General features: G+C 46.2%; 12 protein-coding genes. All 12 read left to right on the top strand.

The window, feature by feature from the left end:
* Nucleotides 1-22 precede the first annotated feature (22 nt).
* The 12 genes from dapA (at nt 23) to AB4Z29_RS04035 (ending at nt 13475) form a co-directional block, all read left to right on the top strand.
* Nucleotides 23-898: a 4-hydroxy-tetrahydrodipicolinate synthase gene (gene dapA / locus AB4Z29_RS03980; RefSeq protein ID WP_441941803.1), complete on the top strand. Its 876-nt coding sequence runs from the start codon at nt 23-25 to the stop codon at nt 896-898.
* Nucleotides 899-1297: 399 nt separating this feature from the next.
* Nucleotides 1298-2977, top strand: a complete 1680-nt coding sequence (locus AB4Z29_RS03985; protein WP_441941804.1) for a ribonuclease J — start codon at nt 1298-1300, stop codon at nt 2975-2977.
* A 182-nt stretch (nt 2978-3159) separates the two neighbouring features.
* Nucleotides 3160-3894 (top strand): ClpP family protease, encoded by a 735-nt coding sequence (locus AB4Z29_RS03990; protein ID WP_441942010.1) that lies wholly within the window; start codon nt 3160-3162, stop codon nt 3892-3894.
* On the top strand, nt 3891-4103 hold the full coding sequence (locus AB4Z29_RS03995) for a YlzJ-like family protein (RefSeq protein WP_441941805.1): 213 nt from the start codon (nt 3891-3893) through the stop codon (nt 4101-4103). The genes AB4Z29_RS03990 and AB4Z29_RS03995 overlap by 4 nt, the downstream gene beginning before the upstream one ends.
* Before the next feature lie 80 nt (nt 4104-4183).
* Nucleotides 4184-6865, top strand: a complete 2682-nt coding sequence (locus AB4Z29_RS04000; protein ID WP_441941806.1) for a DNA translocase FtsK 4TM domain-containing protein — start codon at nt 4184-4186, stop codon at nt 6863-6865.
* A 118-nt stretch (nt 6866-6983) separates the two neighbouring features.
* Nucleotides 6984-7769, top strand: a complete 786-nt coding sequence (gene sleB, locus AB4Z29_RS04005; RefSeq protein ID WP_441941807.1) for a spore cortex-lytic enzyme — start codon at nt 6984-6986, stop codon at nt 7767-7769.
* A 129-nt stretch (nt 7770-7898) separates the two neighbouring features.
* Complete coding sequence (gene yfmF, locus AB4Z29_RS04010) at nt 7899-9191, top strand: EF-P 5-aminopentanol modification-associated protein YfmF (RefSeq protein ID WP_441942011.1); 1293 nt, start codon at nt 7899-7901, stop codon at nt 9189-9191.
* Nucleotides 9192-9193: 2 nt separating this feature from the next.
* On the top strand, nt 9194-10480 hold the full coding sequence (gene yfmH, locus AB4Z29_RS04015; protein ID WP_441941808.1) for an EF-P 5-aminopentanol modification-associated protein YfmH: 1287 nt from the start codon (nt 9194-9196) through the stop codon (nt 10478-10480).
* Nucleotides 10477-11223: an elongation factor P 5-aminopentanone reductase gene (ymfI, locus tag AB4Z29_RS04020; RefSeq protein WP_441941809.1), complete on the top strand. Its 747-nt coding sequence runs from the start codon at nt 10477-10479 to the stop codon at nt 11221-11223. Before yfmH ends, ymfI begins: the two co-directional genes overlap by 4 nt.
* 108 nt (nt 11224-11331) lie before the next feature.
* Complete coding sequence (locus tag AB4Z29_RS04025) at nt 11332-11583, top strand: DUF3243 domain-containing protein (RefSeq protein ID WP_183561625.1); 252 nt, start codon at nt 11332-11334, stop codon at nt 11581-11583.
* A 191-nt stretch (nt 11584-11774) separates the two neighbouring features.
* Nucleotides 11775-12542, top strand: coding sequence for a DUF3388 domain-containing protein (locus AB4Z29_RS04030; protein ID WP_138751528.1), 768 nt, complete (start codon nt 11775-11777; stop codon nt 12540-12542).
* Between the two features lie 18 nt (nt 12543-12560).
* Nucleotides 12561-13475 (top strand): RodZ domain-containing protein, encoded by a 915-nt coding sequence (locus tag AB4Z29_RS04035; RefSeq protein WP_441941810.1) that lies wholly within the window; start codon nt 12561-12563, stop codon nt 13473-13475.
* Nucleotides 13476-13483 lie beyond the last annotated feature (8 nt).

Consider the following 13483-nt stretch of genomic DNA (forward strand, 5'->3'; position numbering starts at 1 on the left):
CAACACTTTAGGAGGAATTCAGATGGAATTTGGAAGATTGATTACCGCAATGGTAACACCATTCGATGCGAATGGTCATATTGATTGGGAAACTACTGGCCAATTGATCGATTATTTAATTGAGGAGCAGCAGAGCGATAGCCTTGTCGTGTCAGGTACGACTGGTGAATCGCCGACTCTTTCCGATGAAGAGAAGCTGGAACTGTTCCGATTTGCTGTAAAGCATGCAAACGGTCGCTGCAAAATTATTGCAGGTACAGGCAGCAACAACACGGCCCATTCCATCCATTTGACCCAAGATGCTGAAGCAGCTGGCGTTGATGGAATCCTGCTTGTCGCACCTTATTACAATCGTCCTAGCCAAGAAGGACTTTTCCAGCATTTCAAAGCAATCGCAGAAGCAACGGCTCTGCCGATTATTTTGTATAACGTGGAAGGCCGTACAGGCGTAAATATCTCTGCGGATACAACGCTTCGGTTAGCTCAAATCGATAATATTATTGCGACTAAGGATTGTGCTAATACAGAACAGCTGTCGCAAATTATTAGCGGAGCACCTGAGGGCTTTAGGGTATACAGCGGTGATGACAGCGCGACGCTGCCGTCTTTGGCTGTAGGCGGCTATGGTATTATCAGCGTAGCTAGTCATATTGTAGGCGTTCAGATGAAAGAGCTTATTCAAGCTCATTTGGATGGCAATGTTCAGGAGGCTGCACGTATTAACGGAACGCTGCTGCCTGTATTCAAAGGACTGTTCTACTGTCCGCATCCTGTGCCTAACCCAGTGGCAGTAAAATATGCATTAGGCTTAAAAGGTATTTCAGTTGGCGGGGTTAGATTGCCGCTTGTTACCGTTAATGAAGCTGAGGCCGCATTCCTACGCAATTTATTGGCATAATCAATCGATTTTATTTATCCCAGCCGGTGCGTCCAGCATCGGTTTTATTTTTTGGGGAAACCTAATTCAAAACAGCAATATCGTGTTTCACTTGTATTCCAGCTTTTTCTTCATGTATAATGATTTCAAGTGACTGGGTGCGGCAAATATTTGGAAATGAACTTAACGTCAGAGCGGCATCTGACGAAACACGTGCATAGGTAGCGAGAAGTTCGGCATCACAACACCTATGGATAAGTAATGTATAGCTTTGCTTTTCCATATAAACACAATAATTACGAGGCCATTCTAGCTTCGCAAAAATAATTAGATGCTCTGAAGCGAAATTGCTTCGACAAATTTAACAGATGATTACGAAGCGGTTATCGCTTCGCAAAATTTTAAGGAGGAAAGATACACTTGTCTAAGAAGAACAACCAGGATAAACTGCTCATTTTTGCACTAGGCGGAGTAGGCGAAATCGGAAAAAATATGTACGTTATCCAGTATAACAATGACATCGTTGTCGTTGACTCGGGCTTGAAGTTTCCAGAAGAGGACATGCTCGGCATTGATATTGTAATACCAGATATTTCATACCTCACTGAAAATCGTGACAAAGTTCGCGGAATTATTATTACGCATGGTCATGAGGACCACATCGGCGGATTGCCTTATGTGCTGAAAAGCTTAAATGTTCCGTTATATGCAACAAAACTTACTATGGGCCTAATTGAAGGGAAATTGAAGGAAGCTAGCTTGCTTGGAGAAACTAAGCGTATTCTCATCAATGCAGACAGCGAAATCCAATTAGGAACCATCCGAGCATCATTCTTTAGAACAAACCACAGTATCCCAGATTCCGTTGGCGTTAGCTTAGACACTCCGGAAGGAACTGTTGTCCATACAGGCGACTTTAAATTTGACCATACTCCGGTTAATGAGCAGTTTGCAGATTTGCAACGCATTGCCGAAATCGGAAAACGTGGCGTATTGGCACTTTTATCCGATAGCACGAATGCTGAGCGCCCTGGCTATACGCCGTCGGAAGCTCAGGTTGGAGACAACCTTGAAGATATTTTCCGCAAATCAGCACAACGCGTTGTTGTTGCGACTTTCGCTTCCAACGTTCACCGTATTCAACAAATCATTAACGCAGCTATCGCGACAAAACGCAAAATCGCTGTTGTAGGACGCAGCATGGTTAATGTTGTTGGCATCGCATCTGATCTTGGTTACTTGAATATTCCAGAAGGCATGATTATCGAGCCAGAGGAAGTTAATAAACTTGCAGCTGATCGTGTAGTTATTTTATGTACAGGCAGTCAAGGTGAGCCGATGTCGGCGCTTACGCGCATGGCACGCTCAACACACCGCAAGGTGGATATTCTTCCTGGCGATACCGTTATTATTGCAGCAACGCCTATTCCAGGTAACGAACGTTATGTTGGTCGTACAGTTGATGAATTATTCCGCCTTGGCGCGAATGTTATCTACGGCAACGGTTCGGTATCCGGCGTTCACGTATCCGGTCACGGCAGCCAAGAAGAATTGAAGCTAATGCTCAACCTTATCAAACCGAAATATTTTATTCCGATTCATGGTGAGTATCGTATGCTTCGTCAACATGCGAAGCTGGGAGAAGCAATCGGCATCGAACGTGAGAACATTTTCGTTATTGATAACGGAGATACTGTCGAATTCCAGAACGGAAACGGTCGCAAAGGGTCGAAAGTACAAGCTGGTAACGTACTGATTGATGGTTTGGGTGTTGGCGACGTTGGTAATATCGTATTGCGTGACCGCAAGCTGCTTTCGCAAGACGGTATTCTAGTCGTTGTTGTTACGCTCAGCAAACAGGACGGAGCGATCTTGTCTGGTCCGGACATCATCTCGCGTGGTTTCGTCTATGTTCGGGAGTCCGAAGGTCTTCTTGATGAAGCGAACCGCATTGTAACATCGACATTAACTCGTTTGATGAATGATAAAGTCAATGAATGGGCTTCGCTTAAGACGAATGTGAAGGATGCGCTTGGTCGCTTTTTGTACGAGCAAACCCGTCGCCGTCCAATGATCCTGCCTATTATAATGGAAGTATAATACAATAATTTTCAAATGAAGAGAATCACTTGTCCATTCCGCAATTGCCGCGGCGGATACAAGCGATTCTTTTTTTATATCTGCTAACACACGCGTGGCAACTGCATAAATTCGACGAGAGACCCCATACTATGACAAGCAATATCACAAGAGGGGGATTGTACATGTATTGGCATTCACGTATGGATATTACGGCTGAGCAGCCCGAACCAAATGCAGATGAGAAAAGGAAAGCAAGTGCTGTCGTTGAAACGATTCAACAGCTAGGTCAGACCGCGATACCGGCAATGACGGAATCAAACATATTTTGTATGACGATTATCGGGCAAGTAGAGGGCCACCTTGTATTGCCGCCACAGAATAAAACGACCAAGTACGAGCATCTTATTCCTCAGCTAGTCGCAGCAGAACAAAACCATAAAATCGAAGGCATATTTATTGTGCTCAATACAGTCGGCGGTGACGTGGAAGCAGGACTAGCCATAGCTGAAATGATCTCATCTTTAACGAAACCTACGGTCACCCTTGTCCTTGGCGGCGGTCACTCCATTGGCGTCCCGATCGCTGTTGCAGGAGATATGTCATTTATCGCAGAAACCGCGACAATGACGATTCACCCGATAAGGCTGAACGGATTAGTAATCGGAGTCCCGCAAACGTTTGAGTATTTGGATAAGATGCAGGAGCGTGTCGTACGTTTTGTAACCTCGCATTCTAATGTGTCCGAGCATATCTTCAAAGAGCTGATGTTCAAGACAGGGGAGCTCACGCGTGATATCGGTACGACGGTCATTGGTTCTGATGCGGTAAAGCACGGGCTAATTGATGCCGTTGGCGGTTTAGGAGAAGCGCTCAAAGAGCTAAATAATCGAATAGAAGCGGCCAAGCAAAGCAAAGTGGCGGTGACACTCCAATGACGCTTTATACGAATATGCCTCTAGAAGTCGTTCTTGAAGGATTTAATGACGACAGGGAAGACATGCAGGAGATATGGACAAGCGGAGTAAAAATGCAGGTCATTCCCATTGCTCCTGGAATGGGGAAAATTGTAAGGTTAATCGAATGTGGCCTAGATGATTATTTGAACCCGAAATTCACGCCTGGTACTATCATTCAATACCAATAACGCCAAACGGATGTTCGTACGAATGTCTCATAGGAACAATTGCCCACCTATGGTATAATCTTTTACCAGAGGTGACCGAATTGGCTAAAAAAAAGAGACGAAGAAAATCATTAGGTACTAACCTAAAATACGAAGTATACGGCATACTGCTTATTACAATCTCCATCATAGCTCTCTCCGGGGAAGCGGCTGTCGGGCGCTCGTTATCCAAATTATTTGGACTTGTGCTCGGCAAGTTTTATTTTGTGCTCGCAGTAGTTGGTATCGTAATTGGATTAACGGTAATGATCAAGAGAGCTTGGCCAAAAGGCTGGACGAATAAGCGGACAGGCTTGCTTATTTTGGTGCTTGCTTTCACATTGATGAGCTCCATCTCTGAAATTGAACAAAAACTTAGTCCTACCGTGGAACTCACCGGAACGTTGATATTTAGGCAGTTAAGCAGTGATCTGCAGCTATTATTAATAAGTGTACCAGTAGAGAACGATTTGCCTATCCGCGATAAGGAAATCAGCGGCGGGTACGTAGGCGCAATTCAATACGCAATGTTTTTCTCATTATTCGGTTATTATGGTGCGAAACTCATTATGTTCGTGATGTTTGCGATTTCGATCATGCTTATGACAGGCAAATCTTACGTAGAGCTGGGAAGAATAGTGAGCAGCCGTGGTACGCGCATGTTTAAGCTGCTAGCGGCCAAATGGGCCAAGCGATCCACGATTCGAGCGTCAGCTGCAGCAAATGGAAGCGCAGGACAAGGAGATTTGGACGACGATGATACAATTGATGACGAGCATGATGATTACGTAGCAGCTCCACCTAAGAAAAGAAGATCCTTATTTTTCTCATGGCGGTCTAATGCTGACAATGAGGAGTCGGATGCCAAAGAGGAAGGACTTGATGATTGGATATTTGAGCCAAACAGTACTGAGACAGCAACAGGTAGCAAGCCAGCCTGGCTGAACGAGATAGAACCGCCTTGGGAAAAATCGGGCACAGACATACATAATGCTTCCATTCCAAATGAGCTTGAACATACGCAATCAGAACCGTGGGTTAACGATGAGAAAGGCTTTATTATTGATCCCGATTTACCAGAGGCCGTAGATGAAGCGCCTTGGACCGAGAACGGTATTGCGCCAATTCGAGCTGAGGAGTCAATGCAATCATCCGATTCAGATGATTGGGAAGATGATTCGGAAATTAACGAAGAGCCCGATGTATCCGAGCAAGCATCAGAACATTTGCAAACTGGATCAGAGGCTCTGGTAGTGGATGATAATCAGGTGCAAGCGGTACCGCGTCGTCCAATATCTACGGTGGAAGCTGTGACCGTTAAGCCATACCAGCTGCCGCCTTTTTCATTGCTGACGAAGCCGAACCTAATGAGCAAAAATGCTGATGCAACGGACATGTACGACTCCCGAAGGAAGCTGGAAGCTACATTAGAAAGCTTCGGCGTGCGTGCGAAGGTGCTCGATGTGGTTAGAGGACCAGCCGTGACACGCTATGAGGTCCAGCCGGCGACAGGCGTAAAGGTTAGTCGTATTGTGGGATTAACGGATGATATCGCTTTAGCGCTCGCCGCTAAGGATATCCGTATGGAAGCTCCGATCCCCGGGAAATCGGCTATCGGCATTGAGGTTCCGAATATGGAAGTATCCGTCGTGACGATGCGTGAGGTAATGGAAACGGCCACTTTCCAGAATGCTGCATCCAAGCTGTCCATTGCATTCGGACGTGACATTTCGGGTCAGACTATTGTCGGGAACTTGGCAAAAATGCCCCATTTGCTCGTAGCTGGAGCCACGGGCTCTGGTAAGTCGGTTTGTATTAACGGTATTATTACAAGTATCTTGTACAAAGCAGCTCCGGATGAAGTTAAGTTTCTGATGATCGATCCGAAGATGGTCGAGCTTAATGTGTATAACGGCATTCCGCATTTGCTAGCGCCTGTCGTTACAAATCCAAAAAGAGCTTCGCTTGCGCTTAAAAAAATCGTCGTGGAGATGGAGAGCCGCTACGAGCTTTTCTCAAAATCTGCTACACGTAATATTGAAGGTTATAACACGTTAATGGCGGATAACCCTGCGGCAGTTCTTCCATATATCGTTGTAATCGTGGATGAGTTAGCCGATTTGATGATGGTTGCTGCCAATGATGTAGAAGATTCAATTGCCCGCTTAGCCCAAATGGCTCGTGCTGCCGGCATTCATCTGATTATTGCGACGCAGAGGCCGTCTGTCGACGTTATTACCGGCGTAATCAAAGCAAACATACCTTCACGCATTGCGTTTGGCGTATCTTCCCAAGTCGATTCTCGTACCATTCTGGATATGGTCGGAGCGGAGAAGCTACTGGGCCGCGGTGATATGCTGTTTTTACCAGTTGGCATGTCTAAGCCCATCAGGGTGCAAGGCGCTTTCTTATCGGATCAGGAGGTTGAGACGCTCGTTAATTTCGCACGGGGCCAAGCAGAGGCTGAGTACAAGGAAGATCTTGTGCCGGAGGTTGAAGAAGAAACGGCGGAAGGGAATGAAATGCTTGATGAACTCTATGATCAAGCCGTTCAGATTATCATTGAAGCAAAGCAAGCATCTGTGTCGCTGCTGCAGCGCAGGATGAGAATTGGATATACAAGGGCGGCAAGGCTGATCGATCAGATGGAGGCACGCTCTATCGTGGGTCCATACGAAGGAAGCAAGCCAAGGGAAGTTCTGATCACAATGGATCAATTCCAAGCTGGGAAAGTTAGCTCATAATCCCTGCTGATTGCCGAATACGGTATAAAGTGCATAGAAGCGGATTGAATTTCTCATACTAAAGTTAGGTAACGCTACCTTAAGCGAACTAACTTGCAAGAGAAAGGCAGATCCCATCATGAGAAATCGTTTGATTCTGGCAACCTCGATTATCGTGCTGTTGTTGTTTGGCTCCTTTACGATGCTGCACGGGGATCGGGAGAAGGCTGCGGAGACGTTTAGCAACGCTACCTTGACCGTAGGCTCTTCCGGACAAGACGTAAACGAGCTTCAAGGACGACTGAAGCACCTCGGATATTTCAAAGGAGAAGTAGACGGGAAGTTCGGAACGGGAACTAAAAACGCGGTAACTTGGTTTCAGTGGAAATTTGGTCTGAAGTCGGATGGCGTTGTCGGTGCAAAAACAAAGCTTAAGCTTTGGGAAGCTACTAAGAGCTGGAAGCCGACTGCAGCAGCCCCGCCAGCAGCTAATTCGGGAGCGGGCGGCAAGGAAACAGCAAGTTCAACCGACAAAGGGTCGACGATAGCCAAGTCCAACCGTCTAGGCTTGACTGAGAATGACCTGCAGATGATGGCTAATGCCGTATATGGAGAATCGCGCGGCGAGCCTTATGTAGGACAAGTAGCTGTTGCAGCTGTTATTATCAACCGTCTGAAATCGCAAAGCTTTCCTAATACGATATACGGCGTTATATTCCAGCCGGGCGCGTTCACTGCGGTTGCAGACGGACAAATCTGGCTCACGCCAAATGCAAAAGCTAGGGAAGCGGTTGAAGATGCAATCAATGGCTGGGATCCAACCGGCGGCTGCATTTACTACTTTAACCCTGACACAGCAACATCGAAATGGATATGGACAAGGACACAAATTAAGACGATCGGCAAACATATTTTTTGTATGTAACTATAGGACACTTACGAGAGGAAGCAGCCGTTACTGCCATAAGCAGCAGTGGTTGCTTCTTCCATTTCCTATAGGTTAGAATGGTATAGTGATTTGTCTACTGGAATAGATTTACTCTATAACGCGCCGATGAAAGGAGCAAACCGAGTGACCACATTTGAAAGAGGACAGCTGCAGCGTATAAGGCTGCATGTACTGCCTACAAAACGATTCAAAACGTTTGCTATTTCCTTATTTGCGGGACTTACACTTGATGAAGCAACGGTAACCCCGGTTGCTTTACTTCCGTTTGTAATGAGAAGAGGTACTGCCGATTTGCCTGAAACGATCAGCTTCCGAGAAAAGCTGGATGATTTATATGGAGCAGGTTTCGGATTTGATGTATATAAAAGAGGCGATTCCCAAATCGTCCAGTTCCGCATGGACGTTATAAATGACGCATTCGTCTCTTCGAGCACGTCTTTGCTTGCTGAATCGCTGCAATTTCTAGGCGATGTCGTTACGGATCCTTTGCTTGAAAAAGATGCATTTAACTCGAAATATGTAGAAGCCGAGAAAATCACGCTTAAAAAGCGTTTAGAAGCAATCGTAAACGATAAAATAAGGTATGCTGCCGAGCGCTGTCTCGAAGAAATGTGTGCGGATGAGCCATATCGCCTTCATCCGCTTGGCAAGCTGACGGAGATTGATTCCATTACACCAGCTTCGTTATACGTGCAGTATGAACAATGGCTGGATCAGGCTGCGCTTGATTTGTATGTCGTGGGAGACACAACGCTGGCTGAAGTTACGGAGCTCGTTACGCACGCATTCAAGCTCAAGGAAGGCTCTCCATCGTCTTATGCAACGCCTAATGTTCACCATAAAGTCAAAGAAATAAAGCAAGTAACCGAGCGGATGGAAGTAAGCCAAGGCAAGCTCAATTTAGGACTTCGCACAGGAGTAGGATATGTTGATGACGAGTATCCTGCTGCGCTGATGTATAACGGTATTTTAGGCGGTTATCCGCACTCGAAGCTATTTCTGAATGTCAGGGAAAAGGAGAGCTTAGCCTATTACGCGGCTTCCCGGCTTGATGGCCATAAGGGACTTTGTACGATTCAATCCGGTATTGAATTTGCTAATTATGACAGAGCCGTTGTCATCATTAAAGAACAGCTAGAAAGCATGCGCGCAGGCAATTTGTCGGAGCTGGAGTTAAATCAGACGAAAGCGATGATTTCGAATCACCTTAGGGAGCTTCAGGACTCCGCCTACGAAATGATCGCCTACGATTTCAACGGCGTACTCACCGGCAAGCACAGAAGCGCAGATCAGCTGCTGGAGCAGGTACAGGCGGTCACGCCAGCAGACATTGTCAAAGTAGCTGAAGGCGTGCAGCTGGATACGATTTACTTTTTGCGTGATCGGAAGGAGGCATAACGATGCAAACCCTTAACTATCCTAACGTGCAGGAAACGCTATATCGCGAGGTGCTTGATAACGGGCTTGAAGTGATCGTGCTGCCAAAGGAAGGCTTCAATAAAACTTATGCAACGTTCTCAACGAAATACGGTTCGGTAGACAATCATTTTTCAGTTGGCAGCCAAACACCTGCTAAGGTGCCTGACGGAATTGCTCATTTCCTTGAGCACAAAATGTTTGAGGAGCCGACTGGTGACATATTCGCAGTCTTTGCTTCCCAAGGGGCTTCTGCCAACGCTTTTACGAGCTTTGATCGCACCGTGTACTTGTTCTCGGCAACCGAACAAATTCATGCGAATCTGGAAACCTTGATTAATTTTGTTCAGAACCCCTATTTCACGGATACCAATGTGGATAAGGAAAAAGGAATTATTGAGCAAGAAATCAATATGTATCGCGATAATCCGGATTGGAGAGTTTATTTCGGGCTGATCGATGCGCTTTATCATAAGCATCCGGTTCATATTGACATTGCCGGCACGGTTGAGTCCATCAGGCAGATTGATAAGGAAATGCTTTACCAGTGCTATGAAACCTTTTACCACCCTTCCAATATGCTGTTGTTCGTCGTTGGCGGCGTTCAAGCGGAAGAAGTGTTCCAACTGGTTCGCGACAATCAAAAGGCCAAAAACATCGAGCCGCAGGATGCTATTTCACGTTATTTTGACGATGAACCGGAATCGGTCAAAATAAAACGAAAAGTAACCGAGCTGCCGGTCTCACTACCTAAATGCATGCTTGGCTTTAAAGATAAACGGACGGGATTGACCGGCGAAGCCCTTCTCCGGCAGGAAGTAACGACAAAGCTGATGCTGGAAGCTTTAATTGGTCCTAGCTCTAAGCTTTACCAGCAGCTGTACGAAGCGGACCTTATATCGGATTCCTTCGGACATGAATACAACTCTAGCACGGGTTATTCATTCTCCGTTATCGGCGGCGACACACGCAGCTCAGATGAATTAATCGAGCAGTTCCGTACAGCGGTAGAAGCAGCATTGGCTAGCGGCATCGAGCCGACCGCGTTCGAGAGATCTAAACGGAAAAAAATCGGCGGATATTTGCGGATGCTTAACTCCCCAGAAGCGATTGCCGGTGAATTTACGAGATACCGCTTCCGTGACAGCGATATGTTCGACGTGCTGGATTTTTATGAGAAATGCACCATTGAAGACGTGAACGCCCGGCTGCGCGAGCATTTCGACTTTGAACAATTGGCCGTATCGATTGTGGAACAACCGACGGCATGAAGACGCTCCAACAAATGACGGTATTGATTACGGGGGGAGGCCGCGGAATCGGGGCAGCGATTGCCAAACGTTTCGCGGCAGAAGGAGTCAATATTGTCATTCATTATTTGGAGTCCCACGAGACCGCTAATGAAACCGCCAGAACATGCATGGCTTTAGGTGCCAATGTGCTAACGATCTCTGCTGATTTGCGCTCAAAAGAGCAGCTCGCGCGAATGCGAGACAAATTGGAGAGCCAACAGATGCTTCCTGATATTTTGGTGAATAACGGCGGCATTTCCCATTACGGCATGCTCATGGATGTTACGGAAGAGGAATGGGATAATGTCATGTCCGTTAATCTTAAAGGCATGTTCTTGTGCTCGCAGCTATTTATGCCGAATATGGTTGCACAGCGATATGGACGAATTATTAACGTATCTTCCATTTGGGGAATGTCAGGCGCTTCCTGCGAGGTGCTCTATTCTACAACAAAGGGCGGTATGAATGCATTCACGAAGGCACTTGCCAAGGAGCTCGCGCCTACAGGGGTCACGGTTAATGCCGTTGCCCCCGGCGCTGTTGATACCGAGATGATGGATAGCTTCAACGCCGAAGAAAAGGCAGCAATCCAACAAGAAATTCCTGTCGGGCGATTCGGCTCCACGGAGGAAATCGCATCGCTCGTATATTTTCTTGCGCTGCCCGAGTCTTCTTACATTACGGGTCAAGTCATTAGTCCGAATGGCGGCTGGCACACCTAAAGTTAAACAGGTATGAATTCGGACAAGCCTACTGCATAATATGAGATACTTTTACGCATGATATGACTGTTGATGATTCTTTTCTATACCTTTAGGAGGCGAGAGAACATGTCAACTGTCCTTTCTAATTTTGCTACATGGAAGCATTTCTTGGCAGACCGTGTATCACAAGCGAAAAAGATCGGCATGACGGAAGAAACGATTTCAAGCTTGGCTTACGAAATCGGTACCTTTCTCGATGAGAAGGTAGATCCGAAAAACGAGGAAGAACGCGTATTGAAGCAACTATGGGATGTCGGTGACGAGGCAGAACGAAAAACGCTTTCTTGCCTTATGGTTAAGCTCGTCGAGAAATCGTAGTTGTTCTTTTACCGAGTCGTCATTCTCCTCAAGTAGAAGCAGAAGCAGGAAAGCCTCCCAACAGGAGGCTTTTCTGCAATGTTTCTTTTTGGGTTGCAGGATTGTGACGAAAATTGTAGAATTATGTTTCATGACGTACATATCCATCATTTACATACTTCTATAAGAACAGTTTTAGGACGGTGACAGCTTTGGAGTCGAAACAATGGTATATGGAATACAAAATACATAAAAACAGGCCTGGCTTGCTTGGAGATATCGCGTCATTGCTCGGTATGCTGGAAGTCAATATTATGACCATCAATGGCGTTGAGGATCGGACTAGGGGTATGCTCCTTCAAACGGATGATGACGAGAAAATCGAGCTGCTTGGTAAGATGCTTCAGAAAGTGGATAATATTACGGTTAATAAATTGAGAACGCCAACAATTGTTGATATTTTGGCTGTTCGTCATGGACGTTATATCGAACGGGATTCAGACGATCGAAAGACGTTCCGGTTCACGCGCGACGAGCTCGGCATTTTAGTTGATTTTTTGGGCGAGGTGTTTAAACGTGATGGCAATCAGGTTATTGGATTACGTGGGATGCCTCGCGTTGGCAAGACAGAATCCATTATAGCTGGCAGCGTCTGTTCGAATAAACGCTGGACATTCGTGTCGTCCACCTTGCTGCGTCAAACGGTTAGGAGTCAGCTGTCCGAGGATGAAATGCAGCCAAACAATATTTTTATCATCGACGGAATCGTAAGTACCATTCGCTCCAATGAGAAGCATTATGGCCTACTGCAAGAGATTATGGCTATGCCGTCCACAAAGGTTATTGAGCATCCGGATATTTTTATTAAGGAATCCAATTTCGATTACAGCCATTTTGACATTATTGTGGAACTGCGCAATACGCCAGATGAAGAAATATCCTACGAATCTTTTACAGCTAACTATACAGACGATTTCTAATTGGAAGGAGGCCGTCTCATGTCTGATTTGGGAGAATTACTTCGCAAGGCGAGAGACCAACGCGGATTAACACTGGACGATATTCAAGAAACAACAAAAATCAGAAAACGGTATTTGGAAGCAATCGAAAGTGGTGACCATACGGTTTTACCAGGTCCGTTTTACGTACGGGCATTTGTGAAAAATTACTCAGAGGCTGTTGGTCTCGATCCCGACGAAGTGCTTCGTTTGTATCAGCATGAGGTGCCTGCAGCACCAGTTGAGCAAATCGCTGAGCCAATGGTCGTTAGGTCGCCGCGGCGAGTGAAGTCTCAATCCTCAGAGCGTTTGGGCAAAATCGGCTTTAACGTGATGATGTGGTCCTTTCTGATTCTCATCGTGGTCGTTATTTGGGTGTATGTGATCAATAAGGATTCGGATGGACCGAAACAAGTCGATAATAGTACGGATATTACAGACGCCTCGGAGTCCCCTGTCAAGAATGAGGACGGGGTTGCCGGCGGCAGCACAAATGCGCCAACAAACGAGCCAGTTGCTCCAACTCCGACTGAAGCGCCCACGACGGTCGTATTCGGCAGCAAGGTTGGCAAGGCGGATCAATACGATATTGGCCCAGCTGGTAAGCCACACAAGGTTGAAGTGAAAGTTACAGGCGGCAGAAGCTGGCTGGAGGTTCGTACGGAAAGCAATAAGGGAGAAAAGCTGTATTCCAAAAATGCTGAAGATGGAACAACCGAATCGTTTGATCTAAACGGTGTTATCTACATAAATGTGGGTAGAGCTGATCTAATTGAAATAAAGGTAGATGGCGTATTGGTACCTGACGGTGATCGTGCGACTTCCAAAAAGGTTTTGCTGCAGCCGTTATCCGGCGGCAGTGAAACACCTGAAGGAACAATCACGCCCTCTAACGAAACGAATCAATCACAATAATGAACACT

The sequence above is a fragment of the Paenibacillus sp. 2TAB23 genome (assembly GCF_052115165.1).
Taxonomy (GTDB): domain Bacteria; phylum Bacillota; class Bacilli; order Paenibacillales; family Paenibacillaceae; genus Pristimantibacillus.

What these genes read in the sequence shown, in the direction of transcription:
- yfmF (WP_441942011.1), top strand. Translation starts at nt 7,899, where the DNA reads ATGAAAGGAGCAAACCGAGTGACCACATTTGAAAGAGGACAGCTGCAG.
- ymfI (WP_441941809.1), top strand. Translation starts at nt 10,477, where the DNA reads ATGAAGACGCTCCAACAAATGACGGTATTGATTACGGGGGGAGGCCGC.
- dapA (WP_441941803.1), top strand. Translation starts at nt 23, where the DNA reads ATGGAATTTGGAAGATTGATTACCGCAATGGTAACACCATTCGATGCG.
- AB4Z29_RS03995 (WP_441941805.1), top strand. Translation starts at nt 3,891, where the DNA reads ATGACGCTTTATACGAATATGCCTCTAGAAGTCGTTCTTGAAGGATTT.
- AB4Z29_RS04035 (WP_441941810.1), top strand. Translation starts at nt 12,561, where the DNA reads ATGTCTGATTTGGGAGAATTACTTCGCAAGGCGAGAGACCAACGCGGA.
- AB4Z29_RS04025 (WP_183561625.1), top strand. Translation starts at nt 11,332, where the DNA reads ATGTCAACTGTCCTTTCTAATTTTGCTACATGGAAGCATTTCTTGGCA.
- sleB (WP_441941807.1), top strand. Translation starts at nt 6,984, where the DNA reads ATGAGAAATCGTTTGATTCTGGCAACCTCGATTATCGTGCTGTTGTTG.
- yfmH (WP_441941808.1), top strand. Translation starts at nt 9,194, where the DNA reads ATGCAAACCCTTAACTATCCTAACGTGCAGGAAACGCTATATCGCGAG.
- AB4Z29_RS03990 (WP_441942010.1), top strand. Translation starts at nt 3,160, where the DNA reads ATGGATATTACGGCTGAGCAGCCCGAACCAAATGCAGATGAGAAAAGG.